At 71.8% G+C, this 23,519-nt stretch carries 21 protein-coding genes; 11 read left to right on the top strand and 10 right to left on the bottom strand.

From position 1 onward, the window contains the following. Window positions 1–24: 24 nt before the first annotated feature. The gene (locus ACFXJ5_RS11040; RefSeq protein WP_384629928.1) at window positions 25–1,302 is read right to left on the bottom strand and encodes an RNA polymerase sigma factor; all 1,278 of its coding nucleotides are present in this window, start codon (window positions 1,300–1,302) and stop codon (window positions 25–27) included. 89 nt (window positions 1,303–1,391) lie between these two features. After that, complete coding sequence (locus tag ACFXJ5_RS11035) at window positions 1,392–2,024, bottom strand: TetR/AcrR family transcriptional regulator (protein WP_384629926.1); 633 nt, start codon at window positions 2,022–2,024, stop codon at window positions 1,392–1,394. A 90-nt stretch (window positions 2,025–2,114) separates the two neighbouring features. Here ACFXJ5_RS11035 and ACFXJ5_RS11030 point away from each other — a divergent pair, with 90 nt between their 5' ends. Further along, complete coding sequence (locus tag ACFXJ5_RS11030; protein ID WP_384629924.1) at window positions 2,115–2,972, top strand: NAD(P)H-binding protein; 858 nt, start codon at window positions 2,115–2,117, stop codon at window positions 2,970–2,972. A gap of 19 nt (window positions 2,973–2,991) precedes the next feature. Here the strand turns inward: ACFXJ5_RS11030 and ACFXJ5_RS11025 are convergent, their stop codons facing one another. Next, window positions 2,992–3,606 carry a TetR/AcrR family transcriptional regulator gene (locus ACFXJ5_RS11025; RefSeq protein ID WP_384629922.1) on the bottom strand — a complete coding sequence of 205 codons (615 nt, stop codon included), beginning with the start codon at window positions 3,604–3,606 and terminating at the stop codon, window positions 2,992–2,994. Window positions 3,607–3,684: 78 nt separating this feature from the next. Here ACFXJ5_RS11025 and ACFXJ5_RS11020 point away from each other — a divergent pair, with 78 nt between their 5' ends. Continuing rightward, window positions 3,685–4,290: a peroxiredoxin-like family protein gene (locus ACFXJ5_RS11020; protein WP_384629921.1), complete on the top strand. Its 606-nt coding sequence runs from the start codon at window positions 3,685–3,687 to the stop codon at window positions 4,288–4,290. Here the strand turns inward: ACFXJ5_RS11020 and dnaG are convergent. The 6 genes from dnaG to ACFXJ5_RS10990 all read right to left on the bottom strand — a co-directional run bounded on the left by dnaG (window position 4,211) and on the right by ACFXJ5_RS10990 (window position 10,708). Further along, window positions 4,211–6,109: a DNA primase gene (gene dnaG / locus ACFXJ5_RS11015; protein WP_384629919.1), complete on the bottom strand. Its 1,899-nt coding sequence runs from the start codon at window positions 6,107–6,109 to the stop codon at window positions 4,211–4,213. The genes ACFXJ5_RS11020 and dnaG overlap by 80 nt on opposite strands. A gap of 20 nt (window positions 6,110–6,129) precedes the next feature. Continuing rightward, window positions 6,130–6,567, bottom strand: a complete 438-nt coding sequence (locus ACFXJ5_RS11010; RefSeq protein WP_384629918.1) for a GNAT family N-acetyltransferase — start codon at window positions 6,565–6,567, stop codon at window positions 6,130–6,132. An 18-nt stretch (window positions 6,568–6,585) separates the two neighbouring features. After that, window positions 6,586–7,848 carry an NAD(P)/FAD-dependent oxidoreductase gene (locus tag ACFXJ5_RS11005; RefSeq protein WP_384629916.1) on the bottom strand — a complete coding sequence of 421 codons (1,263 nt, stop codon included), beginning with the start codon at window positions 7,846–7,848 and terminating at the stop codon, window positions 6,586–6,588. A 119-nt stretch (window positions 7,849–7,967) separates the two neighbouring features. Further along, on the bottom strand, window positions 7,968–9,257 hold the full coding sequence (locus ACFXJ5_RS11000) for a deoxyguanosinetriphosphate triphosphohydrolase (protein ID WP_384629915.1): 1,290 nt from the start codon (window positions 9,255–9,257) through the stop codon (window positions 7,968–7,970). A gap of 39 nt (window positions 9,258–9,296) precedes the next feature. Then, the gene (locus ACFXJ5_RS10995) at window positions 9,297–10,187 is read right to left on the bottom strand and encodes a sirohydrochlorin chelatase (RefSeq protein WP_384629913.1); all 891 of its coding nucleotides are present in this window, start codon (window positions 10,185–10,187) and stop codon (window positions 9,297–9,299) included. A gap of 95 nt (window positions 10,188–10,282) precedes the next feature. Next, a complete protein-coding gene (locus ACFXJ5_RS10990; RefSeq protein WP_384629911.1) occupies window positions 10,283–10,708 on the bottom strand; it encodes a gamma-glutamylcyclotransferase family protein in 426 nt (141 codons plus the stop codon). A gap of 84 nt (window positions 10,709–10,792) precedes the next feature. On the opposite strand from ACFXJ5_RS10990, the gene ACFXJ5_RS10985 reads away from it, so the two are divergent. From ACFXJ5_RS10985 to ACFXJ5_RS10955, 7 genes are all read left to right on the top strand, one after another. Continuing rightward, a complete protein-coding gene (locus ACFXJ5_RS10985; protein WP_384629909.1) occupies window positions 10,793–11,527 on the top strand; it encodes a vancomycin high temperature exclusion protein in 735 nt (244 codons plus the stop codon). A 112-nt stretch (window positions 11,528–11,639) separates the two neighbouring features. Beyond that, window positions 11,640–13,718 carry a molybdopterin oxidoreductase family protein gene (locus ACFXJ5_RS10980; protein ID WP_384629907.1) on the top strand — a complete coding sequence of 693 codons (2,079 nt, stop codon included), beginning with the start codon at window positions 11,640–11,642 and terminating at the stop codon, window positions 13,716–13,718. 214 nt (window positions 13,719–13,932) lie between these two features. Then, the gene (locus ACFXJ5_RS10975) at window positions 13,933–14,652 is read left to right on the top strand and encodes a DinB family protein (protein WP_384629905.1); all 720 of its coding nucleotides are present in this window, start codon (window positions 13,933–13,935) and stop codon (window positions 14,650–14,652) included. Window positions 14,653–14,855: 203 nt separating this feature from the next. Continuing rightward, on the top strand, window positions 14,856–16,076 hold the full coding sequence (locus tag ACFXJ5_RS10970; RefSeq protein WP_384629903.1) for an NAD(P)/FAD-dependent oxidoreductase: 1,221 nt from the start codon (window positions 14,856–14,858) through the stop codon (window positions 16,074–16,076). A gap of 2 nt (window positions 16,077–16,078) precedes the next feature. After that, window positions 16,079–18,667 carry a nitrite reductase large subunit NirB gene (gene nirB, locus ACFXJ5_RS10965; protein ID WP_384629901.1) on the top strand — a complete coding sequence of 863 codons (2,589 nt, stop codon included), beginning with the start codon at window positions 16,079–16,081 and terminating at the stop codon, window positions 18,665–18,667. Then, window positions 18,664–18,990: a nitrite reductase small subunit NirD gene (gene nirD / locus ACFXJ5_RS10960; RefSeq protein WP_384629899.1), complete on the top strand. Its 327-nt coding sequence runs from the start codon at window positions 18,664–18,666 to the stop codon at window positions 18,988–18,990. Before nirB ends, nirD begins: the two co-directional genes overlap by 4 nt. Before the next feature lie 51 nt (window positions 18,991–19,041). Continuing rightward, a complete protein-coding gene (locus ACFXJ5_RS10955; RefSeq protein ID WP_384630073.1) occupies window positions 19,042–19,461 on the top strand; it encodes a PIN domain nuclease in 420 nt (139 codons plus the stop codon). Between the two features lie 10 nt (window positions 19,462–19,471). On the opposite strand, the gene ACFXJ5_RS10950 is transcribed toward ACFXJ5_RS10955, so the two are convergent. Continuing rightward, on the bottom strand, window positions 19,472–20,851 hold the full coding sequence (locus ACFXJ5_RS10950) for an endo-1,4-beta-xylanase (protein WP_384629897.1): 1,380 nt from the start codon (window positions 20,849–20,851) through the stop codon (window positions 19,472–19,474). 163 nt (window positions 20,852–21,014) lie between these two features. Here ACFXJ5_RS10950 and ACFXJ5_RS10945 point away from each other — a divergent pair, with 163 nt between their 5' ends. Next, window positions 21,015–22,043, top strand: a complete 1,029-nt coding sequence (locus ACFXJ5_RS10945; RefSeq protein WP_384629895.1) for a LacI family DNA-binding transcriptional regulator — start codon at window positions 21,015–21,017, stop codon at window positions 22,041–22,043. A 106-nt stretch (window positions 22,044–22,149) separates the two neighbouring features. Then, entirely contained in the window at window positions 22,150–23,457 is a 1,308-nt protein-coding gene (locus tag ACFXJ5_RS10940) for an extracellular solute-binding protein (protein WP_384629893.1), read from the top strand. The last annotated feature ends 62 nt before the right edge of the window (window positions 23,458–23,519 follow it).

Here is a 23,519-nt window from a genome sequence, read left to right as displayed (position 1 = left end):
GCAGGGACGATAGCGGGCGGGCGGTCAGTCGAGGTAGCCGCGGAGCTGGTCGGCGAAGGCGTGGTCGCGGAGCTTGTTGAGGGTTTTCGACTCGATCTGGCGGATGCGTTCGCGGGTGACGCCGAAGATGCGGCCGATCTCCTCGAGGGTGCGGGGGCGGCCGTCGGCGAGGCCGTAGCGGAGCTGGACGACCTTGCGTTCGCGTTCGCCGAGGGTGGAGAGGACGGCCTCGAGGTGCTCGCGCAGGAGGAGGAAGGCGGCGGATTCGACGGGCGACGTGGCGTCGCCGTCCTCGATGAGGTCGCCGAGGGCGACGTCGTCCTCCTCGCCGACGGGGGCGTGCAGGGAGACCGGTTCCTGGGCGAGGCGCAGGACTTCGCTGACGCGCTCCGCGGGGAGGTCGAGCTGGGCGGCGACTTCCTCGGTCGAGGGCTCGTAGCCGCGCTCCTGGAGGAGGCGGCGCTGGACGCGGACGACGCGGTTGATCAACTCGACGACGTGCACGGGCACCCGGATCGTACGGGCCTGGTCGGCGAGGGCGCGGGACATGGCCTGGCGGATCCACCAGGTCGCGTACGTGGAGAACTTGTAGCCGCGGGCGTAGTCGAACTTCTCGACGGCGCGGATGAGGCCGAGGTTGCCCTCCTGGACGAGGTCGAGCATGGTGAGGCCGCGGCCGACGTAGCGCTTGGCGACGGAGACGACGAGGCGGAGGTTGGCCTCGATGAGGCGGCGCTTGGCCATGCGGCCCAGCACGATCAGGCGGTCGAGGTCGACGGCGAGCTGGGAGTCGAGCGAGTCCAGGTCGGGCGTGCTGTTGAGCATCTCCTCGGCGAACAGGCCGGCTTCGACGCGACGGGCCAGCTCGACCTCCTCGACGGCGGTGAGCAGGGATATCCGCCCGATCTCGCGCAGATACTGGCGGAAGAGGTCGGACGACGGCCCGGCCACCTCCTCGCGGAACGACCGCCGGGCGGCGGGTGGTTCGTCGGGCTCGTCGGCCGCTTCCACCACGGTCTCGGGGTGGGCGGCGGGGCGGTTCTGCTCTGGGACCCTCTCCAGCAGGTCTGCGGCGGCGGGCCCCATTGCCTCTGCCTCCACCTCGGCCACGGTTGTCAGGGTCTGGGTCTGCACGGGAGCGACCTCCACGGTGAGCACGGTCACGGACTCGGAGACGCGCGACAGCGGAACGGTCAGCGCGGCTGCATCGCCGCTGTCCGTCCGGGAATTCGCCGTAAGCGGATCACCGGTGGCGTCTCCATCGACGCGACCCGGAATTCCGCACTCCGAGGACTCAGGCACCGCACACCAGTGTGGCCTACGGCACACCCTCGCCACGAGGGTCGTGCGACCCCTTTTTCAGCGCAAGGTCACCGGCCGCGTACATGCCGTCACAGCGCGGCGAGGTGACGCATGACGCGGCGCAACTGCTCGGCGTAGTACGCCTCGAACTCCGGTGACCTGGGGTCGAGTCCGGTGACCCGGGTGGCCTCGCGGGGCATCATGAGCGGCGCCATGACCGCGCCCATCATGACGAGCAGGACGGCCGCGGGGTCGAGGTCGGCCGCGAGTTCGCCGTCGGCCTGGCGGGCGCGCAGGCGGGACAGGTCCTCCTCGGCGTCCTGGACGACGCCCGGCGGGGGCTGGTCGGCGTCGCCGGCGAGGGCCTCCCACAGCACGAGGCGCATGACGCGCGGGTCGGCCACGGCCGCGTGCAGATAGCGGGTGATCAGCTCGGACAGGGGCAGGTCGGGCGGGGCGATCTCGGTCTCGCGCTCCAGCCAGTCGCTCTGCAGGGCGCGGTAGAGGCCGGCCTTGCCGCCGAAGTAGTAGCTGATCAGCTGCTTGTTCAGGCCGGCCCGGGCGGCGATGTCGGCCACCCGCGCGCCCGCGTAGCCCTTGGCGGAGAACTCCTCCAGCGCCGCGTCCAGCAGGCGGCCGCGGGAGCGTTCGGCGTCGAGGCGGCGCTCGCCGGGGGCGGGGTGCCGCCGGGGGCTCCGGTCCGGGTCTGTCGTTTTCTGCACATGCGAAGCCTATCCGGGCATCGTCATCTGTATGGTTGATGTCGTTATCCATTTGGCTGAAGTTGCAGCCTGAAGTTGAGGAGACACCCCGTGTTCTTCGTGACCGGATCAACCGGCAATGTCGGCCGCCACGTCGTCGACCTGCTGCTCGCCGAGGGCGCCAAGGTCCGCGCCCTCACCCGCGACCCCCGGGCCGCCGGCCTCCCGCCGGCCGCCGAGGTGGTCGGCGGCGACCTCGGCGGGCCGGAGTCCCTGGCGCCCGCCCTGGACGGGGTCACCGCGCTGTTCCTGAATCCCGCGGCCGTGGGCGGCTCCACCGCCGGTTTCCTGGCGCTCGCCCGCGAGCGGGGCGTACGGCGTGTGGTGCTGCTGTCCTCGGCCTCGGTACGGGACGGGGTGGCCGAACAGGAGGGCCCGATCGCCGTAATGCACAAGGAGATCGAGGACGCGGTCGAGGCGTCCGGGCTGGAGTGGACCTTCCTGCGGCCCGGGGAGTTCGCCACCAACCTGCTCTTCCAGTGGGCGCCGCAGATCCGCGCCACCGGCACCGTGCGGGCGGCCTACGGGATGGCGGCCATGGCGCCCATCCACGAGCGCGACATCGCCGACGTCGCCGTACGGGCCCTGCTCTCCGGGGCCGGCGAGCACACGGGGGCCCGCTACGAGCTGAGCGGCCCGGAGTCCCTGACCCAGTTCGACAAACTCCGGATCATCGGCGAGGTCACCGGCCGGCCCCTGCGCTTCGAGGAACTCCCGCCCGAGGAAGGCCGGCAGGCGATGATCGAGCAGGGCGTCCCGTCCTTCGTCGCCGACACCCTCCTCGCCTACCAGGCCGCCGCCGTGCGCCACGACGCCCCGGTCTCCCCCGCCGTACGGGACATCACCGGCCGCCCCGGGCTCACCTTCGCCGAGTGGGTCGCCGACCACGCCGAGGCCTTCCGAAGCTGAGGCGTTGCGGGGCTGAGGATCACGCGCCCAGGCCGCGCAGCAGGACGGCGAGTCCGCCGAGGAATTCCTGGTCGGGACCGACGTCCCGGGCCTGGCGCGCGGTCTCGCTCATGTACGGGAAGTCCCCGGGCGGCAGTTGGGAGATGACGACCGTACCGTCGCCCGCCAGGGGGCCGAGGTGTTCGAGCTGGATCGCCCCGACGACGTAGGCGAGCAGTGCGCGCAGGGCGATGACCCGCTGCTCGCCCTCGATGCCGGCCGCGGTGAGGATGGCGAGCACCGCCTCGGCCCAGCGCAGCTGAGCGGGTGAACGGTGCCGCTGTGTGAGGGTCAGGGGGACGATCGCCGGGTGCGCCCCCACGGCGTCGCGCAGGCGTGCCGCCATGAGCTGGATCCGCTCGCGCCAGGGCAGGTCCGGGGGTGGCGGCTCGGTGTCGACGGCGCCGAGTACGAGCTCGACGACATGGGCTTCGAGTTCCTCGCGGTCGTCGACGTACCGGTACAGCGCCATGGTGCTCATGCCGAGTTCCTTGGCGACCGCGCGCATCGACAGACCGGGCAGGCCGTCGCGGTCGATGACGGTGAGGGCGGCCGAGGCCACCTGGGCGTGGGTGAGGGAACGTGGGCGGGGCATGGCGGTTGACAGCGTACGGCATACGCGTACGCTCGTAAGCGTATGCCGTACGCCTAAACGGAGGGGTGCCCGATGCGCATGTCAGTCGTCACAGCCCGCAGCCTCACTCCCGTCTCCGGGCCGCCGGTCGCGGTACCCGACCCGGACCGGCTGATCCACCTGCAGTTCCGGCGTTTCGCGGGCTGTCCGGTGTGCAATCTGCACCTGCGGTCGGTGGTGCGGCGACATGCGGAGATCGAGGCGGCCGGCATCCGCGAGGTCGTGGTCTTCCACTCGTCCGCCGAGGAACTGATGGAGCACACGGCCGGCCTCCCCTTCGCGGTCGTCGCCGATCCGGACAAGCGGCTGTACGCGGAATTCGGCGTGGAGTCGGCGCCTCGCGCCCTGCTCGACCCGCGCGCCTGGGGGCCCGTCCTGTGGGCGGTCCTGCGCGGCGGGTGGGAGGTCGCGCGCGGTCGGGAGCACCTCCCGGCGCCGAAGCAGCCCGGGGGCCGGCTCGGGCTTCCGGCGGACTTCCTGATCGCGGGTGACGGCCGTGTCGTCGCCGCCAAGTACGGCGAACACGCCTACGACCAGTGGTCGGTGGACAAGCTCCTCGAACTGGCTACAGCGCCTTCGCGCCCTGCTCGCGAAGCCGCTGACCGTACTGCTGCAGAGCCCACAGCTCGTTCTGAACCGCGGTGAGCTGCTCGGGGTCGCCCTGGGCGCCGAGCCGCATCATGCCGGCTCGGACCTCGGCGATGCGCCGGTCGACGGCGAGCAGCCGTACGCGGACGAGGACGTCGCCGGCGTAGATGTCGGGGGCCTTGTGCATGACCGGCTCGACGGCCAGCTCGGTGATCATGGAGCGGACCGTGTCGTCGGGGGCGATGTCGCGCACCCGGGTGAGGTAGTCGCCGTCGGCGAACTCGGCGCCGCCCGCCTCGGCGATCGCCCGGCGTACGGCGACGTAGGGCGGGGCGGTGAACTCGTCCTCGCCGTAGGCGTCGAAGGCGGGCGAGACGAGGTCGGGGAACTGGAGGGCCAGCTTGAGCAGTTCGCGCTCGACGCGGTGGGCGGGGCTGCGCAGGTCGAGGCGGGGGCCGCGCGGAGCCTGCGGCGCTGCCGGTTGGGGTGACGTGGTTGCCGGCTCGCGGCTCCGGCTCCGGTCCGGTCCGCCGTGCCGGCGATCCCTGTCCCAGCGGGCCAGCTGGCTGACCCGCTGGACCACGAATTGGTTGTCAGTGACGTATCCCAACAGCCCGGAGAGCATCACCGCGTATTTGTGCCGGATGGCGAGATCCTTGATGCGCGCCACGATCGGCGCGACGGCCTCCAGGGCCGACGCCTGCCCTTCGGGCGTAGTGGGATCATGCTGGTCGACCACCGAGCGGATGGCGAACTCGAACAGAGGCGTTCGCCCCTCGACGACCTGGTGTACCGCGCCGTCCCCCTTGGCGAGGCGGAGGTCGCACGGGTCCATTCCGTCGGGAGTGATGGCGATCGACGTTCGGGCGGCGAATTTCTGATCGTCCTCGAATGCCCGCAGAGCGGCCTTCTGGCCCGCTGCGTCGCCGTCGAAGGTGAACACCACCTCGGACCGGGAGTTGTCCATCAGCAGGCGCCGGAGGATCTTCACGTGATCGCCTGCGAAGGCGGTGCCGCACGTGGCGATGGCCGTCGTAACGCCCGCGAGATGGCAGGCCATGACATCCGTGTAGCCCTCGACCACGACCGCCTGACCGGTCCGGGCGATGTCCTTCTTCGCCAGGTCGATGCCGTACAGGACGTGGGACTTCTTGTAGAGCGGGGTCTCGGGGGTGTTGAGGTACTTCGGGCCCTGGTCGTCCTCGCGGAGCTTGCGCGCGCCGAAGCCGATCACCTCGCCGGTGATGTCGCGGATCGGCCAGATGAGCCGGCCCCGGAAGCGGTCGATCGCGCCCCGGCGGCCCTCGCTGGCCAGGCCGGAGGTGAGCAGCTCCTTGTCTGTGAAGCCCTTGCCGCGCAGGAAGCGGATGAGGTGGTCCCAGCCGGCGGGCGCGTAACCGACGCCGAAGTGCTCGGCGGCGGCCTGGTCGAAACCGCGCTCGGCCAGGAACTTGCGGCCGATCTCGGCCTCGGCGCTGCCGAGCTGCTCGACGTAGAACTGGGCGGCGATCTTGTGCGCCTCGACGAGGCGGATCCGCTCGCCCTGCTGTCGGCCGGGAGCGTAGCCGCCCTCGTCGTAGCGCAGGGTGACACCGGCCACGCCGGCGAGGCGCTCGACGGCCTCGGAGAAGGAGAGGTGGTCGAGCTTCATGACGAAGTCGAGGGTGTCGCCGCCTTCTTGGCAGCCGAAGCAGTAGAAAAGCCCCTTGCTGGGACTTACCTGGAAGGACGGGGACTTCTCATCATGAAAGGGACAGAGGCCCTTGAGGTTGCCGCCGCCCGCGTTCTTGAGCTGCAGGTACTCCGAGACGACGGCGTCGATCGGGACCGCGTCCCGGACTGCCTTCACATCTTCGTCTCTGATCCTGCCTGCCACGGCAGAAGTCTACGGCCGGGTTACGACAGCTTGGCCACGAAGACGTAGTGCGGGCCCGCGGGCTCCAGCTGGAACTCCTCGCCGACCGCCGCGAAGCCGTGGCGCTCGTAGAAGCCCCGGGCGGCGGAGCGGCCGTTGCACCAGACCAGCTCGGCGCCGCGCGCCCGGGCCTCGGCCATGCCGGCCCGCAGGACGGCGGCACCGTACCCCTGGCCACGGACGGCGTCGGCGCTGGCCATACCGCGCAGGCGGAAGGCGCGGGCGGGCTCGCCCGTGAGCTGCTCCGGGAAGAAGGTGGCGCAGGCGGCGAGGGTGCCGTCGGGCTCGTACGCGGCGATGTGGAAGACCTGCGGGTGGCCGTCCTCGAGGAAGGCGGCGGTCTCGCGGGGCCGGCCGGGGCGCAGCACATCCCGGCGCAGCTCGAAGATCTCCCCCAGCGTTACGACGGCCGTGCGCATGACGTGCCCCTTTCCTGATCACTCCAGGAACGAGGCTAGCGGCACCGAGGGGTCGGCGAGTCGGTCGGGGTCGACGCGGGCGCCGGAGCGGATCAGCTTCTGGATGGTGTCGGTCACGTCCCAGACGTTGACGTTCATGCCGGCCAGGACCCGGCCCTGGCTGAGCCAGAAGGCGATGAACTGGCGCTTCCCGACATCGCCGCGCGCGATGACCTGGTCGTACGTCCCCGGGGCGGCGTGGCCGGAGAACTCCATGCCGAGGTCGTACTGGTCGCTGAAGAAGTACGGGACGCGGTCGTACACGACGTCCTTGCCGAGCATGTTGCGGCCGGCGACCGGGCCGCTGTTCAGGGCGTTGGCCCAGTGCTCGACGCGCAACCGGCCGCCCAGCAGCGGGTGTTCGGCGTTGGCGACGTCACCGGCGGCGAAGATGTCCGGGTCGGAGGTACGCAGGTGGGCGTCGACGGCGATGCCGCCGCCGGCCGAGCGCTCGGCGAGGGTGAGGCCGGCGGCCTCGGCGAGGGCGGTCCGGGGGGCGGCGCCGATGGCGGCGAGCACGTCGTGGGCGGGGTGCTCCTCGCCGTCGTCGGTGAGGATGGACATGACCATGCCGTCCTGGCCGGTGATCTCGGTCAGCCTCGCACCGAAGTGGAAGCGGACGCCGTGCTCGCGGTGCAGCTCGGCGAAGACCTCCCCCAGCTCGGGGCCGAGCACGCTGTGCAGCGGCGTCGGCTCGGGTTCGACGATGGTGACCTCGGCGCCGTACCCGCGCGCGGCGGCGGCGACTTCGAGGCCGATCCAGCCGGCCCCCGCGATGACCAGCTGGCCGTTCTCGCGGCCGAGGGAGGCCAGTACGTTCTTGAGGCGCTCGGCGTGGGCGAGGCGGCGCAGGTGGTGGACGCCGGCCAGGTCGGTGCCGGGGATGTCGAGGCGGCGGGGCTCGGCGCCGGTGGCCAGCAGCAGCTTGTCGTAGCGCAGCGAGGTGCCGTCGCCGAGGGTCACCGTCTTCGCCGCGCGGTCGAGGCCGACGACGGGCTGGCCGAGGTGCAGTTCGACGTCGTGATCGGCGTACCAGGCGGCGGGCTGGACGAAGACCGAGTCCCGGTCCTCGTTGCCGATCAGGAAGCCCTTGGACAGCGGAGGGCGCTCGTACGGGTGGTCGCGTTCGTCGCCGATCAGTATCACCCGGCCGGTGAAGCCCTCGGCGCGCAGCGTCTCTGCGGCCTTGGCTCCCGCGAGCCCCGCCCCGACGATGACGAAGGTCTGATCTGCGTCCACCACTGTGCGCCTCCCTGGTGTTCGACTCTGAACCCGGATGTTCGGCTCCGTGCCATGCCCTGTCCCCCTGCGAGCGTCCCTCACCGCGCGGCCTGCGGGAAGGGTGCCGCGCCGACCAGCCGCTACGGACCGGCGTACGCGGAGGTGAGCCGGGCGTGCAGCGCGGTCGCGGAAGCATCCGTCAGCGACGCGATCTGGTCGACCACCGCCCGCTGCCGGGTGCGGTCGTCGTCCGCCGCGTCGAAGATGCCCCGGAACTGCGGGTCCAGGCCTTCCGGCGCCCGGGCGAGCAGTGCCTCGGCCAGCTCGGCGATCACGATCCGCTGCTGGGCGCGCCGCCGTGCCTGCGCGTCGCGCTGCATGACGTACCGGTCGGCGACCGCTTTCAGTACGGCGCACTCCAGACGCTGTTCGCGGGGCACCACCAGCTCGGCGCGGTAGCGGGTGAGCCGCCCGGTGCCGTAGGCGTCCCGGGTGGCCCGCTCGGCGGCGAGGCAGAAGCGGCCGATGAGCTGGGAGGAGGCGTCCTTCAGGCGGGCCTGGGCGACCGCCGAGCCGTCGTAGCCGTGCGGCCACCACTCCTGGGTCAGCAGCCGGTCGAGGGCTTCGGCCAGCTCCTGCGCGTCGACGCCGTGGGCGTAGCGGGCGGCGGCCACCGAGAAGACCTCGCGGCGCTCGGGCTCGGCGAGCAGGAGGTTCGGGTCGAGGTGTCCGGCGTGCAGGCCGTCCTCGACATCGTGGACGGAGTACGCGACGTCGTCGGCCCAGTCCATCACCTGCGCCTCGAAGCACTGCCGGTCGGCCGGGGTGTCCTTGCGGAGCCAGCCGAACACCGGCAGGTCGTCCTCGTACACCCCGAACTTCGGGCTCGCCGGGTCCTTGGGGTGGCTGCCGCGCGGCCAGGGGTACTTGGTGGCGGCGTCCAGCGCGGCCCGGGTGAGATTGAGGCCGACGCTGACGCCGGCCGGCGAGAAGCGCTTGGGCTCGAGCCGGGTCAGCAGGCGCAGCGACTGCGCGTTGCCCTCGAAGCCGCCGCAGCCCTCGGCGACCTCCGCCAGCACCTGTTCGCCGTTGTGCCCGAAGGGCGGGTGCCCGATGTCGTGCGCCAGGCACGCGGTCTCCACCAGGTCCGGGTCGCAGCCCAGCGCCGCGCCCAGCTCCCGGCCGACCTGCGCGCACTCCAGGCTGTGCGTCAACCGGGTGCGAGGGCTCATGTTGATCTCCGGCGAGCTGTCCACCGGGTCCACCACCTGCGTCTTCCCGGCGAGCCTGCGCAGGCCCGCGCTGTGCAGCATCCTCGCCCGGTCCCGCTGGAACGCCGTTCTGCCCGGCCTCTTGTCGGGCTCCGGTACGTAGCGTTCCGTATCGGCCTCTCGGTACGGGGCTCCGCCCGGGTCGTTCACGTCGTCCATGGGCCGACCGTACGCCAACGCCGGACGTACGAGCCTCCCTCAGGCCGTGGCGAGCTGCTCCCAGGCCGGCCCCGCGGCGGCCGCCAGTGCCTGGTCGTAGCGGTGCAGGACGAGCCGGGCCATCGCCGGGTGGGCGCCCAGCGGCGCGGCGGCGAGCCAGGGTGCGGCGGCGGCGGTCTGGGTGGCGAAGCGGCCGGGCGAGGCGAAACAGGAGGCGACGGCGATCAGGTCGCGGCCCCGGCCGAGCAGGGCGTTGACCGAGTCGGTGACGGTGGGCCCGGCCGTGGCGAAGGCCGGGACGACGGGGATCCCGCCGAGCCGCCGGCGCAGCAGCGCGGCCGTACGGGCGGTGTCCCGGGCGGACTCGGGATCCCGGGAGCCGGCGGCGGCCAGCACCACGCCGGACCGGGCCGCGCCGCCCGAGCCCGCGCCGGAGCCCTGGGACGCACGCCAGCCCGCCTCGGCGAGGCGCCCGTGCAGCGCCTCGGCGAGCAGCGGGTGCGGCCCGAGCGGGCCGGCGACGACACCGCGCAGATGCGGCGCCCCGGCCAGGGCCTGCGGGATGTCCTGCTTGACGTGATACCCCCGGCTCAGCAGCAGCGGGACCAGGACCACATCACCGCGCAGGCCCGACAGCGTGTCGCCCAGCAGGGGCTCGTTCAACTCGATGTGCCCCAGGCGCACGGGCAGGCCGGGGCGCACGGCCCGGATCCGGTCCAGCAGCGCCTGCGCGGTGCGCAGCGCTTCCGGATCACGGCTGCCGTGCGCCACGGCCACCAGCGTGGGCACCGTGGGGGTCTCACGGCGGCTCTCGCCTCGGCGGTGCAGCGCGACTCCGGTGAGCTGGCTGCTGAGCTGGGCCGTGATCTGGGTCATGAGCTGCGCCGTACTGTCGAAGGGTTCCGGTCCGGAAAACTCCAGTGCCGTCATGCAGAGAGTGTGGCGAGCGGGGGTTGCCGAGCCGTTGCACCGACATGACGAGTGGTTTCCGCCGTTTTCACACCGCCCGGCAGGCGGTGTGAGATCTACCGCCGATGCCAGTCGCCGCTGGGGATGATGCGGCCGGAGGCGAGCAGCCGCTGTTCCTCCAGGGGCGCGGCGAGATAGACCCAGGCGAGGAGGGGTTCGCCGTCCTCGGTACGGGTGCCGCGGGCGACGCGCTCGAAGAGGTTGTCGGGCGCGCCCGGGACATACTCCTCCAACTGGTCGAGATCGGAGAGTACGGCGGAATAGAACTCAGGTAGCGGGAAGACGAGTTCGCCCTGGACTCGGCCTTCGGGGGCGTTGACGGCATACGGGAATCCGGGGCCGTCGTAGAGGACCGCGCCGGAGAGTGCGGCGGCGGTCACGACCTTCGTACGGCCGCGAAGCAGCCCGGCGTGATTGGCCCCGCCTTGGCGGAGCGTGCCGTAGACGAAGAAGGGCAACTGGGAGTGGTCGTGGTCGAGCACGACGGAAATGCAACCGCATCGGAGGCCTGCGCGTCGAGTCGAGCGGGGGGTTGATCATCATAGATTCAAAGATGAGGTGAATCGATGAGGCCACGGAAGCGGTTCCGCATGCCCTTGCGGATGCCCTTGCGGGTGCGCCTGCGGCTGCCGCGTGCCCGGCTGCCGCGCGAGAGACAGGACCGCCGGCGGCTGGTGCGGGCCGTCATGCTGGGCTGCGTTCTGGCGCTGCTCCCCGCTACCTGGCTGCAGGCGTCGGCGGCCGACCGCGTCCGTACGGTGGCCGATGCGCCGGCCGCGCCCGTGGCCGTCGTCTTCGGGGCGGGACTGTGGAACGGCGAGCCGTCCCCGTACCTGGCGCACCGCCTGGACGCGGCGGCAAAGCTGTACGAAGCGGGCAAGGTGCGCGTCATCCTGGTGACCGGCGACAACAGCCGTACGGATTACAACGAGCCCGGCGCGATGCGGAGTTACCTCAAGCGGCATGGCGTGCCCGGGTCCCGGGTCGTGCTGGACTACGCGGGCTTCGACACCTGGGACTCCTGCAGCCGCGCCAAACGCATCTTCGGCGTCGACCGGGCCCTGCTCGTCAGCCAGGCCTTCCACATCCGGCGGGCGCTCGCGCTGTGCGCTGCCGCCGGCATCGACGCGTACGGCATCGGCGTGGACGAGAACCACAATCTCACCTGGTACTACGGCGGCGCCCGCGAGATCGCCGGCGCGGGCAAGGCGGCCTTCGACGCGGCGTTCACCCCGGACCCGCAGTTCCTGGGCCCGCGTGAGACGGGGGTCGCCAAGGCGCTGGGCCGAAGCGGTCCGTAGTCCCGGGCCCCGCGCGACCTCACCGCCCGGCCTGCCGCCCGCTGAGGGCCCCGTGCCGGTGGCGTAACCCGTGCGCGTAACGGGCGAAACACAGCCGACGCAAGCTGGCCGCATGACCGCGACCAGCACCGTTGACACGCATTGCCCCTACTGCGCGCTGCAGTGCGGCATGGGGCTCAGGCCCACCGCCGGAGGCACGGTCGAGGTCGTGGAGCGGGACTTCCCGGTGAACAAGGGCGCCCTGTGCGGCAAGGGGCGTACCGCGCCGGAGGTGCTGTCGAAGGGGGCGCGGCTGACCGGGCCGCTGGTGCGGAGCGGGGAGACGGGGGAGCTGGAGCCGGCGTCGTGGGGGGAGGCGCTGGACCGGGTGGCGGAGGGGCTCGTACGGGCCCGGGCGGGGCACGGTGCGGACGCGGTGGGGGTGTTCGGCGGGGGCGGACTGACGAACGAGAAGGCGTACGCGCTGGGGAAGTTCGCGCGGGTCGTGCTCAAGACCTCGCAGATCGACTACAACGGCCGCTTCTGCATGTCCTCGGCGGCCGCCGCGCACCAGCGGGCCTTCGGGCTGGACCGGGGCCTGCCCTTTCCGGTGGCGGACATCGCCCGTACGGGCTGCGTGATCCTGGTCGGCTCCAATCCGGCCGATACGATGCCGCCCGCGCTGCGCTACTTCACCGAGCTGAAGGCGAACGGCGGCAGGCTGATCGTCGTCGACCCGCGCCGGACCAGGACCGCCGAGCAGGCGGACCTGCACTTGCAGCCCAGGCCGGGGACGGATCTGGCTCTGGCACTCGGGCTGCTGCATCTGGTCGTGGCCGAGGGCCTGGTCGACGAGGCGTTCGTCGAGGAGCGTACGAACGGCTGGCCCGAGGCCCGCGCGGCGGCGATGGCGCACTGGCCCGAGCTGGTCGAGCGGATCACGGGGGTGCCGGTTCCCGCGCTGCGCGAGGCGGTGCGGCTCTTCTGCGGCACCCCGGAGGGCATGGTGCTCACCGCGCGCGGCCCCGAGCAGCAGGCCAAGGGCACCGACACCGTGGGCGCCTGGATCAACCTCTGCCTGGCCACCGGCCGCGCCGGGCGCCCCCGGTCCGGCTACGGCTGCCTCACCGGCCAGGGCAACGGCCAGGGCGGCCGCGAACACGGCCAGAAAGCCGACCAGTTGCCCGGATACCGCAAGCTGGACGACCCGGGGGCGCGGGCGCACGTCGCGGGCGTGTGGGGCGTGGACCCGGACGACCTGCCCGGGCCGGGGCGAAGCGCGTACGAGCTGCTGGACGCGCTGGGGCAGGACGTGAAGGGGCTGCTGCTGATGGGCTCCAACCCGGTGGTCTCCGCGCCGCGCGCGGCCCACATCACGGAGCGGATCGCGGCACTGGACTTCCTGGCGGTGTGCGATGTCGTCCTGTCGGAGACGGCGGCGATGGCGGACGTGGTGCTTCCGGTCACCCAGTGGGCCGAGGAGACGGGGACGACGACCAATCTGGAGGGACGGGTGCTGTTGCGCAGGAAGGCGATCGACCCGCCCGAGGGCGTACGCAGCGACCTGTACGTCCTCAACGGCCTTGCCGCGCGTCTGGGTTGGGAGAAGGGCTTCTCCACGGACCCGGAGGAGGTCTTCGACGAGCTGCGCCGCGCCTCGGCCGGCGGCCCGGCGGACTACTCCGGCATCACCTACCGGCGGATCACGGAGGAGGAGGGCGTGTTCTGGCCCTGCCCGGACGACAGCCACCCCGGTACGCCCCGGCTCTTCCTCGACCGGTTCGCGACGCCGGACGGACGGGCCCGGTTCGTGCCGGTGACGCACCGGCCGTCGGCGGAGGAGCCCGACGCCGAGTACCCGCTGTACCTGACGACGGGCCGCGTGCTGGCCCAGTACCAGTCCGGGGCCCAGACCCGGCGCGTGGCGGAACTGAACGCTGCGGCGCCCGGACCCTTCGTACAGCTGCACCCGCAGCTCGCGGACCGGCTCGGCGTGGCGGACGGCGAGCCGGTCGCCGTGACCTCCCGGCGCGGCCGGGCCGTGGCACCGGCGCAGGTGAGCCGGGCGATCCGGCCGGACACGGTGTTCATGCCCTTTCACTGGCCCGGCGAGGGGCGGGCCAACACCCTGACGAATCCGGCGCTCGACCCGACCTCGCGGATGCCGGAGTTCAAGGTGTGCGCGGTGCGAGTGGAACGAGCGCAGGCGTAGAACCGCGCTCGGCCCACCGGGCGGCCGGGCCCATCGCCGCTCCCGCCACCAGGAAGAGGCCGCCGAGCAGCAGCCGGCCCGGGACTCCCCAGGTCACGACCAGGTACTGCACCGCTTCGTGGGTGAGGAAATCGGTCGCGCCCCGTGAGGTGAGCCGTTAGCTTCCACCTGAGCGCAGTGGGGTACGAGACGCGACCGCGAAGGGGAGCCAGGCATGGAGACAGAGGGCGTGCGGACGGACCGCTTGGGCTTGCTCCTCGACCAGTTCGACAAGGCCAGGGAGATGGCCCAGGTGCGGCTGACGGGGCTCGGCGACGAGGAGTACCGGTGGGAGCCGGTGCCCGGTTCCTGGTCGATCCGGCGCCGGGGCGAGGCGGCCACGCCCAGGGCGTTCGGGCCGGGCGAGTGGGTGCTCGACTTGGGCGCTCCGGACATCCCGGCGAACGAGTACGCCGAGGTTGCCCGGCAGGCGGCCGGCGGCATGAGCGTCGCCAAGATCGCCGATGACTGGAGCGTGAGTGTCGACCGGGTCGAGCAGATCCTCGCCCACACCGGTGCGCCGGAGCCCGACGCGACGCTGGTCACGACCATCGCGTGGCGGCTGGGGCACCTGCACTTCCAGTTCGCGGGCGGATGGGAGTGGGCCTTCGGTGAACGGCGGCAGGATCCGAAGCTGATGGTCGACTTCAGCCCCTCCGCCGCCTTGACACTCGAGCGGTTCTGGGCGGTGATCGACCGCTGGCGTGACAGCGTCGCCGCCGTCACCGACGAGCAGCTCGACACGGTCGGCTTCTCGCAGTACCCGTACGGCTCCGACCCCGACGACCCGTTCATCGCCGTGCTGTCGGGGGCCAACCTCGAATTCATCCACCACATGGCCGAGATCGCGTTGCTCCGCGACCTGTGGCGGGTCCGCTTCACCACGGGCGGGTAGGCCCGGGCGCGCCGCGAAGGTGTTCCATGGCGTTTCCGATCCACACTTTTCGACGCGCACCCGGCGCAGGGCGCACCGCGCCCCGGCGCGGGCGGCACCGCCCGCGTGCTCACAGCCCGCCCCGCCCCGCGCTGAGGGCACTGTTCCGTGGGGGAAACGGCCAGGATGCCGCCGGGTAACAGCCGGGCCGCAGGCTCGTAGGCATGAGGATTGTGGTGGTCGGCGCCGGAATGGCGGGGGCGCGGCTCGCGCGGCAGCTCGCGCCGTACGAGGGCGTCGAGGTCACGGTGGTCGGCGAGGAGCCGCACGCGCCGTACAACCGGGTGCTGCTGGCGGAGGTGCTGGCCGGGCGGTATCAGGCCGACGTGATCACGCTGCCGGACGGGGGGAGGGGCACCGCTCGGCGCGGTGTGCGGGCGGTGCGGGTGGACCGGGCGGAGCGGACGGTGGTCTGCGACGACGGTACCTTCGTGCCGTACGACCGGCTGGTGCTGGCGACGGGGTCGAATCCGGTGCTGCCGCCGTTGCGCGGGCTGTTCGCGGAGGGTCGCGGGGAGTTGCCGGGCGGGGTGCACGCCTTCCGGACGATGGACGACTGCCTGGCGCTGTCGGGGGCCGTGCAGCCGGGGGCAAGGGCCGTGGTGGTCGGCGGGGGGCTGCTGGGGGTGTCGGCGGCGCGGGCGCTCGCGGCGCGCGGGGCGCAGGTGGTGCTGGCCCAGCAGGGCGAGCACCTGATGGAACGTCACCTTGACACGGCAGCAGGGAAGTTGCTGCGTGCGCACCTCGAATCGCTGGGCGTGGAGGTCCACACCGAGTGCCGGGTGCGCGGCCTGCACCACGCCACGGGCGCCACCCGACCGGTGCGGTCCGTCGAACTGGCCGACGGCTACCGGCTCGACGCCGAGCTGGTGGTGCTGGCCTGCGGGGTCCGCCCCCGGGTGGGCCTCGCGCAGGCGGCCGGGCTGGACGTCGCCAAGGGCATCGTCGTGGACGACGAGTTGCGCACCTCCGATCCGTACATTCACGCCGTCGGCGACTGCTCACAGCACGACGGAGTCGTATACGGCCTCGCGGGCGCGGCCACCGAACAGGCCGACGTGCTGGCCGGGATCCTCGCGGGCGAGGCCAAGCGCTATCGCGGCACCCGCGCCCTGACCCGGCTCACCCTGAACGGCCCGCAGACCCTGGACATCGCCGCCTTCGGCGAGACGACAGCCATGCCCGGGGACGACGTACTGCACCTCGCGGACGCGACCCGTGGCACGTACCGGAAGGTCGTCACGCGTGGCGACCGCCTGGTCGGCGGGATTCTGCTCGGCGAGCTCGCCACGGTCGGCGAGCTGGCCCGCACGTGGGAGGGCGACGAGCCGCTGCCCGACCGTGCCTCGCCACTCCATCTGCTCACCGACAACGGAGGCTCTTGATCATGACCACGCCTACGATCGTGCTGGTCGGCCACGGGATGGTCGGCCAGCGTTTCCTGGAGGCGCTGGCCGACCGGGGCGTCACCAGGACCTCCCGGGTCGTGGTGCTCTGCGAGGAGCCGCGCCCCGCCTATGACCGGGTCCAGCTCACGTCCTACTTCAGCGGCAGGACGCCGGCCGACCTGTCCATGGTCGGGGACGGCTTCATGGCCGAGCACGGCATCGAGCTGCACGTCGGTGACCCGGCCGTCGCCGTGGACCGCGCGGCCCGCACCGTCACGGCCCGCTCCGGGCTCACGGTCGCGTACGACACGCTGGTCCTGGCCACCGGCTCGTACCCCTTCGTGCCGCCGGTCCCGGGGAAGGACGCCACGGGCTGCTTCGTCTACCGCACCATCGAGGACCTCCTCGCCATCGAGGAGTACGCCATGACGTCGCGCACCGGCGCGGTCGTCGGCGGCGGGCTGCTCGGCCTGGAGGCGGCGGGCGCCCTCAAGGGGCTGGGACTGGACACGCACGTCGTGGAGTTCGCGCCGCGCCTGATGCCGGTGCAGGTCGACGCGGGCGGCGGTGAGGCACTGCGCCGGACCATCGAGGGCATGGGCGTGACCGTGCACACCGGTGTCGGCACGCAGGAGATCACGGCCACCGAGGACGGCTCGGTGGCCGGGATGAAGCTGTCGGACGGCTCGGCGCTCGACGTCGACCTCGTCGTCTTCTCGGCCGGCGTCCGCCCCCGGGACCAGCTGGCCCGCGAGTGCGGGCTGCCGGTGGGCGAGCGCGGCGGCATCGTGGTCGACGAGCAGTGCCGGACCGGCGACGAGGCCGTCTACGCGATCGGTGAGTGCGCGCTCGCCTCCGACGGCCGCGTGTACGGCCTGGTGGCGCCCGGTTACGAGATGGCCGAGACGGTGGCCACCGCGATCGCCGGGGAGACCGCCGCTTCCTTCACGGGCGCCGACCTGTCCACCAAGCTCAAGCTGCTCGGCGTCGACGTCGCCTCCTTCGGCGACGCCCACGGCACGGCGGAGGGCTGCCTCGACGTCGTGTACTCCGACTCCCGCGCCGGCGTCTACAAGAAGCTGGTCGTCTCCCCCGACGGTGTCCTGCTCGGCGGCATTCTCGTCGGCGACGCCGACCAGTACGGCACGCTGCGCGCGTTCGCCGGCTCCGTACCGCCGGTCTCCCCCGAGCAGCTGGTCCTCCCGGCCGGCGCGGGCGCCCCGGTCGCGCTGGGCCCGTCCGCGCTGCCCGACGAGGCGGTGATCTGCTCCTGCCACAACGTCGCCAAGGGCACCATCCGCTCCGCCGTCACCGAGCACTCCTGCACCACCGTGCCCGAGGTCAAGAAGTGCACCAAGGCGGGCACCGGCTGCGGCAGTTGCGTCAAGGTCCTGGGCCAGCTGGTCACCGCCGAGCTCGAAGCGAGCGGCGTCGAGGTCGACAAGGGCCTGTGCGGCTGCTTCGCCCAGACCCGCCAGGAGCTGTACGAGATCGTGCTCGCCCTGCGCGTCACCTCGTACGCCGAACTCCTCGACCGCCACGGCCGCGAGGCCGCCCGGCTCGGCGAGGGCTGCGAGATCTGCAAGCCGGCCGTCGCCTCGATCATCGCCTCGCTCGCGCCGACGATCGGCGCCCCCGGACACGTACTGGACGGCGAGCAGGCGGCCCTCCAGGACACCAACGACCACTTCCTCGCCAACCTGCAGAAGAACGGCTCCTATTCGATCGTGCCGCGCATCCCGGGCGGCGAGATCACCCCGGAAAAGCTCATCGTCATCGGCGAGGTGGCCAGGGACTTCGGTCTCTACACCAAGATCACCGGTGGGCAGAGGATCGACATGTTCGGTGCTCGGGTCGAGCAACTGCCCATGATCTGGGCCCGGCTGGTGGACGCGGGCTTCGAGTCCGGACACGCGTACGGAAAGTCCCTGCGGACGGTGAAGTCCTGCGTGGGGCAGACCTGGTGCCGCTACGGCGTCCAGGACTCCGTCCGCATGGCCATCGACCTGGAGCTGCGTTACCGGGGGCTACGGTCCCCGCACAAGCTCAAGTCCGCCGTCTCCGGCTGCGCCCGCGAGTGCGCGGAGGCGCAGAGCAAGGACTTCGGCGTCATCGCGACGGCGGCCGGCTGGAACCTGTACGTCGGCGGCAACGGCGGCGCCACCCCGCGCCACGCCGATCTGCTGGCCCAGGACCTGAGCGACGCGGAGCTGGTCCGGCTCATCGACCGCTTCCTGATGTTCTACATCCGCACCGCCGACCGCCTGGAGCGGACCTCGGTGTGGCTGGAGCGCATCGAGGGCGGCCTGGACCACATACGCGATGTCGTCGTCCACGACTCACTCGGCATCTGCGACGAGCTGGAGGCCCTGATGGCCGCCCATGTCGCCGGCTACCGCGACGAATGGGCCGACACCGTCAACGACCCCGAGCGCCTCGCCCGCTTCGTCTCCTTCGTCAACGCGCCCGACGTCCCCGACCCCTCGGTGAAGTTCGTCCCCGAGCGCGACCAGATCAAGCCCGATCTCCAGCTGCTCGCCGGCCCGGTCCTCCCCATCCGCACCCTCGAAGGGACGCCCGCCTCATGACCGTCGAACTCCTCCTGGACGACGAGTGGTTCGCCGTCTGCGACCGTGACCGTCTCACACCCGGCCGCGGCATCGCCGCCCTCCTCCCGGACGGCCGCCAGGCCGCGCTCTTCGCCGACCGGCAGGGCCGCCTGTACGCGGTCGACAACCGCGACCCCTTCACCGGCGCGTACGTGCTGTCGCGCGGGCTCCTCGGCTCCACGGCGGAGGGACGGGTCTTCGTCGCCTCACCGCTGCTCAAGCAGCGCTTCGACCTGGCGAGCGGCGAGTGCCTCGACGACGGCGAGGCGTCGGTGGCGGCCTTCGCGGTGCGGGCGCGCTAGCCGCGGGCGCACAGCGGCGGCACGGGGGCCTCGCGGTCGGCCTTTCGTGGCCTGACGGCGATCCAGCGCTTCCCGGACAAGAGCGCGCTGGCCCGCCTCCATCTCACGCCGGTGCGGGAAGTCCTCGTGCCGCTGATGGAGCGCGGGCTGGTCGCCATCTGCGGGCCGACCGAGCTGGAGATGCTGTTCTCCGTGCGCAATCTCGCGGACCGGCAGCGGGGCAAGGCACAGCTCGACGCAGCTCTCGACTGGGTCGATACGCCGGATGACCTCTGGCGGAGTGCCTCCGAGCTGCAGGAGGCACTGACCGCCAAAGGCCAACACCGGTCGGCCGGGGTCGCGGACCTGACGATTGCCGTTACCGCTGCGGCCCACCGTCTCACGGTGCTGCACTACGACCAGGACTTCGACACCGTCGCAGAGCACACCGGACAGCCGACGGAGTGGGTCGTCCCGGCCGGAACCGTATGACCGGACGCGGTCACCCCGCGCAGGCCGTCCCGTTCAGCGTGAAGCCGGTCGGCGCCGGGTTGGAGCCCGACCAGGTGGCGTTGAAGCCGAAGCTCTGGGTGCCGCCGGCGGAGATCGTGCCGTTGTAGGAGAGGTTGGTGGCCGTCACGGCCGTCCCGGACTGGGTGACCGTGGCGTTCCAGGCCTGGGTGACCTTCTGGCCCGAGGGGTACGTCCAGCCGAGGGTCCAGCCGCTGACGGCGCCGGCGCCGGTGTTCTTGACGGTGATGTTCGCCGTGAAGCCGGTGTTCCACTGGTTCACGCCGTACGTGACCGTGCAGCCGGCGGCCGGGACGGTACCGGTCCAGCCCAGCGCCTCGGCGATGCCGTAATACGCCGGCTTGGGCTGGTAGTTCTCGTCGTACGGGGTGGCCGCGCCCTGGCCGGGGAAGACGCCGGGGATCCACGAGGTGGCGTCGGTCAGACCCCAGACGGTGACGCCGACGCAGCGGGAGACGGCGACGCAGGCGCTGACCACGGACTTGAAGTCGGCCTTCTGCTGGGCGAGCAGGGCGGTCGTGGCGGGGAGGGTCATGCGGATGTCGAGCTCGGTGACGGCCACGTCGAGGCCGAGGTCGGCGAAGCGCTGGAGGTTGGCCTGGATGGTGGAGGGGACCGAGCCCACGATGAGGTGGCCCTGGAAGCCGATGCCGTCGAGCGGGACGCCTTGCGCGAGGAGGGACTTGGCGAGGTTGTACATGCCGTCGGACTTCGCGCCGGTGCCGTCGGTGTTGTAGTCGTTGATGTAGAGCTTGGCGGCGGGGTCGGCGGCGCGGGCGGCGCGCAGGGCGTCGGCGATGTAGGAGGAGCCGAGCTGGTTGTACCAGAGGCTGGCGCGGAAGGTGCCGTCCTCGTTGAGCGGCTCGTTGACGACGTCCCAGTGGGTGATCTTGCCCTTGAAGTGGGTGACCTCGTCGGTGACGTGCTTGATCATGAGGGCGTGCAGCTCGTCGTTGCTGAAGGTGCCCGAGGTGAGCCAGCTCGGCAGCTGGCTGTGCCAGACCAGGGTGTGGCCGCGTACCTGCATGGTGTGGGCCTGGGCGAAGCTGACGAGGTTGTCGCCGCCGGACCAGTTGTAGGTGCCCCGGGTGGGCTCGACGGACTCCCACTTCATCTCGTTGCCGGGGGTGGCCGAGTTGAACTGGGTCCCGGCGATGGAGGCGTACGAGCTGATGTTCAGCTCGCTCGCGGTGGCCGCGACGCCGATGTACTTCCCCTTGGCCGTCGCGAGGTCGCGCAGTACGGGGTCGGTGCCGGCGGCGTGGCTGGTGCCCGCAAGGCCGAGGAGGAGCGCGGCCGCACCGGTGACGGCGATTGCGGCTCTGCGTAAGCCCTGAAGCTGAAGGTTCATGTGGGGGTGCCCTCTTTTCCGGAAGATTGCCGCAAGATTTCCGAGGGTGCGGGGGAAACCGTAGAGCCGGGCGGGGGGTGCGTCAACGCCTGTGACAGCGCTTTCCGGAGTACGCTCGGCCCGGGGCCAGTCCCTGAAAGGTTTCGGTACAAGGAGGGGCCACATGACGGAACAGGTGCGGGCGGCGGGCGGACGGAAGGTCACCATCACCGCCATCGCCGCAGCGGCGGGCGTATCCGTACCGACCGTCTCGCGAGTGGTCAACGGCCGCTCGGACGTGGCCCCGGAGACCCGGGCCAAGGTCGAGGACCTGCTGCGGCAGCATGGCTACCGACGGCGGACGACCACGCCGGGCGACCGCGCCGCGCTGCTCGACCTGGTCTTCAACGACCTGGACAGCCCATGGGCGGTGGAGATCATCCGGGGGGTCGAGGACGTCGCGCACGCCGCCGGTTTCGGCACCGTCGTGTCCGCGATCCACGGGCGCGCGGGCTCGGCACGGCAGTGGATGAAGAACCTGCGCGACCGCGCGTCGGACGGCGTGATCCTGGTGCTCTCCGTACTGGAGCCGGTACTTCACGAGGAGCTGCGGCGCCTCAACGTGCCGATCGTCGTGGTCGACCCGGCCGGCTCCCCGGCACTGGACGTGCCGACGATAGGGGCCACCAACTGGGCCGGCGGCATGGCGGCGACCGATCATCTGCTGGGCCTGGGCCACCGCAGGATCGGCTTCATCGCCGGTCCGACGCGTCTGCTGTGCAGCCGGGCCCGGCTCGACGGCTACCGCGCCGCGCTGGAGGCGGCTGGCGTCGGAGTGGACGACGGCCTGGTGATGCAGGGCGACTTCTACCACGAGGGCGGCTTCACCGCGTGCGGCCGGCTGATGGATCTGGCCGAACCGCCCACCGCGATCTTCGCCTCCAGCGACCAGATGGCCCTGGGCGCCATCGAGGCCCTGCGGCGGCGCGGGCTGCGGGTGCCGGAGGACGTCAGCGTCGTCGGCTTCGACGACCTGCCCGAAGTGCGGTGGTGCGCACCGCCGTTGACGACCGTGCGCCAACCGCTGGTGGAAATGGGCAAGTTGGCGGCGCGTACGGTGCTGCGCCAGGCGCGCGGTGAGGAAATCGACTCCCCGCGCCTGGAGTTGGCCACCGAGCTGGTGATCCGGGCGAGCACGGCGGCCCGTGGCTGACGCCGGCTGACGGGTTCTGTCAGATCCGTTGACAGGGGCGTGGCACGTCCGTAACTTCCGACGGCATCGGTCCGATAATTATCGGCAGCCTTCCGGAAGGTGCGCGATGCGACCAGCACTGGGCAACACGTCTTCCTCCCTGACCCGGCGCGGCCTTCTGGCGGCTTCCGCCGCCGGGCTCGCCGCGAGCACGCTGAGCGCCTGCGGCGGCTCCTCCGGCGGAGGGAACTCCTCGGGGAAGACCACCATCGAGTGGTGGAACATCACCACCACCAACCCCGCCAAGGCGATCTGGGCCCAGCGCGCCAAGGAGTTCGAGGCGAAGAACCCGGACGTGAAGATCAAGATCGTCACGCTGGAGAACGAGGCGTACAAGTCGAAGATGACGGCGCTCACCGCCTCGGGGAAGCTGCCGGACGTCTTCCACACCTGGGGCGGCGGCGTCCTCAAGCAGCAGATCGACGCCGGGCTCGTCGAGGACCTCACCTCCTCCACCGCATCCTGGACGAAGGGCTTCGTGCCCGCCTCCTTGACGGCGTATCAATTCGACGGCAGGACGTACGGGATTCCCTTCGACATCGGCGCCGTCGGCTTCTGGTACAACAAGGCGCTCTTCGCCACCGCCGGCATCGACACCCCGCCCACCACCTGGAGCGACTACCTCGACGCGGTGGACAAGCTGAAGTCGAGGGGAATCACCCCCATCGCTCTGGCCGGCAAGGAGAAATGGCCCGGCATGTACTACTGGGCCTACCTCGCCATGCGTACGGCCGGGCTCGAGGCGCTCCAGAAGGCCGCCACCGACAACGACTTCACCGGCCAGGGCTTCGTCGCGGCCGGGCAGCACCTCAAGGACCTGGTCGCCCTTCAGCCGTTCCAGAAGGGCTTCCTCGGCGCCGGTTACTCGACGCCCAGCGGGCAGGCCGCCTCGGTCAGCAACGGCAAGGCGGCCATGGAACTGATGGGCCAGTGGGCGCCGAGCGTGGAGAAGACCTCAGGCAAGGGCCTCGGCAAGGACCTGGGCTTCTTCTCCTTCCCGGCGGTGCAGGGCGGGGCGGGCGCGCTGACCGAGGCTTTCGGCGGTGGCGGCGGGCACGCGGTGCGCAAGGACGCGCCGCAGGCGGCGGTGGACTTCCTCAAGTTCTTCGCCGACACCGCCTTCGACAAGAAGCTGGTGACCGGGACCGGCGTGCTCCCGGTGGTCAAGGACGCGGCGAGCGCCCTGACGGACGCCAACCTCAAGGCGGTCTCGACGGCCCTCGACCAGGCCACCGGCTTCCAGCTCTACCTGGACCAGGCCTACGCCCCGGCGGTCGGCCAGGAGGTCAACGACAGCGTGGCCGCGCTCATCGCGGGCAACAAGTCGCCGGAGCAGGTCGCCCGGTCGATCACCCAGGTCGCGAAGAGCCAGTAGCTGCGCCGCTTCACCGGCCCGGCAGCTCCCGCCGGGGCGGGCGGCGCCGTATCGGCCCATGC

The sequence above is a fragment of the Streptomyces sp. NPDC059373 genome (genome assembly GCF_042751495.1).
In the GTDB taxonomy this organism is placed as follows: Bacteria; Actinomycetota; Actinomycetes; order Streptomycetales; family Streptomycetaceae; genus Actinacidiphila.
Note: the sequence above shows the minus strand (reverse complement) of the source record. Positions and strands in the feature narration are given on the sequence as shown.

What these genes read in the sequence shown, in the direction of transcription:
- ACFXJ5_RS10970 (WP_384629903.1), top strand. Translation starts at nt 14,856, where the DNA reads ATGAGGATTGTGGTGGTCGGCGCCGGAATGGCGGGGGCGCGGCTCGCG.
- ACFXJ5_RS10975 (WP_384629905.1), top strand. Translation starts at nt 13,933, where the DNA reads ATGGAGACAGAGGGCGTGCGGACGGACCGCTTGGGCTTGCTCCTCGAC.
- ACFXJ5_RS10995 (WP_384629913.1), bottom strand. Translation starts at nt 10,187, where the DNA reads ATGACGGCACTGGAGTTTTCCGGACCGGAACCCTTCGACAGTACGGCG.
- ACFXJ5_RS10980 (WP_384629907.1), top strand. Translation starts at nt 11,640, where the DNA reads ATGACCGCGACCAGCACCGTTGACACGCATTGCCCCTACTGCGCGCTG.
- nirB (WP_384629901.1), top strand. Translation starts at nt 16,079, where the DNA reads ATGACCACGCCTACGATCGTGCTGGTCGGCCACGGGATGGTCGGCCAG.
- ACFXJ5_RS10945 (WP_384629895.1), top strand. Translation starts at nt 21,015, where the DNA reads ATGACGGAACAGGTGCGGGCGGCGGGCGGACGGAAGGTCACCATCACC.
- nirD (WP_384629899.1), top strand. Translation starts at nt 18,664, where the DNA reads ATGACCGTCGAACTCCTCCTGGACGACGAGTGGTTCGCCGTCTGCGAC.
- ACFXJ5_RS11010 (WP_384629918.1), bottom strand. Translation starts at nt 6,567, where the DNA reads ATGCGCACGGCCGTCGTAACGCTGGGGGAGATCTTCGAGCTGCGCCGG.
- ACFXJ5_RS10940 (WP_384629893.1), top strand. Translation starts at nt 22,150, where the DNA reads ATGCGACCAGCACTGGGCAACACGTCTTCCTCCCTGACCCGGCGCGGC.
- ACFXJ5_RS11000 (WP_384629915.1), bottom strand. Translation starts at nt 9,257, where the DNA reads ATGGACGACGTGAACGACCCGGGCGGAGCCCCGTACCGAGAGGCCGAT.
- ACFXJ5_RS11025 (WP_384629922.1), bottom strand. Translation starts at nt 3,606, where the DNA reads ATGCCCCGCCCACGTTCCCTCACCCACGCCCAGGTGGCCTCGGCCGCC.
- ACFXJ5_RS10985 (WP_384629909.1), top strand. Translation starts at nt 10,793, where the DNA reads ATGAGGCCACGGAAGCGGTTCCGCATGCCCTTGCGGATGCCCTTGCGG.
- ACFXJ5_RS10950 (WP_384629897.1), bottom strand. Translation starts at nt 20,851, where the DNA reads ATGAACCTTCAGCTTCAGGGCTTACGCAGAGCCGCAATCGCCGTCACC.
- ACFXJ5_RS11020 (WP_384629921.1), top strand. Translation starts at nt 3,685, where the DNA reads ATGTCAGTCGTCACAGCCCGCAGCCTCACTCCCGTCTCCGGGCCGCCG.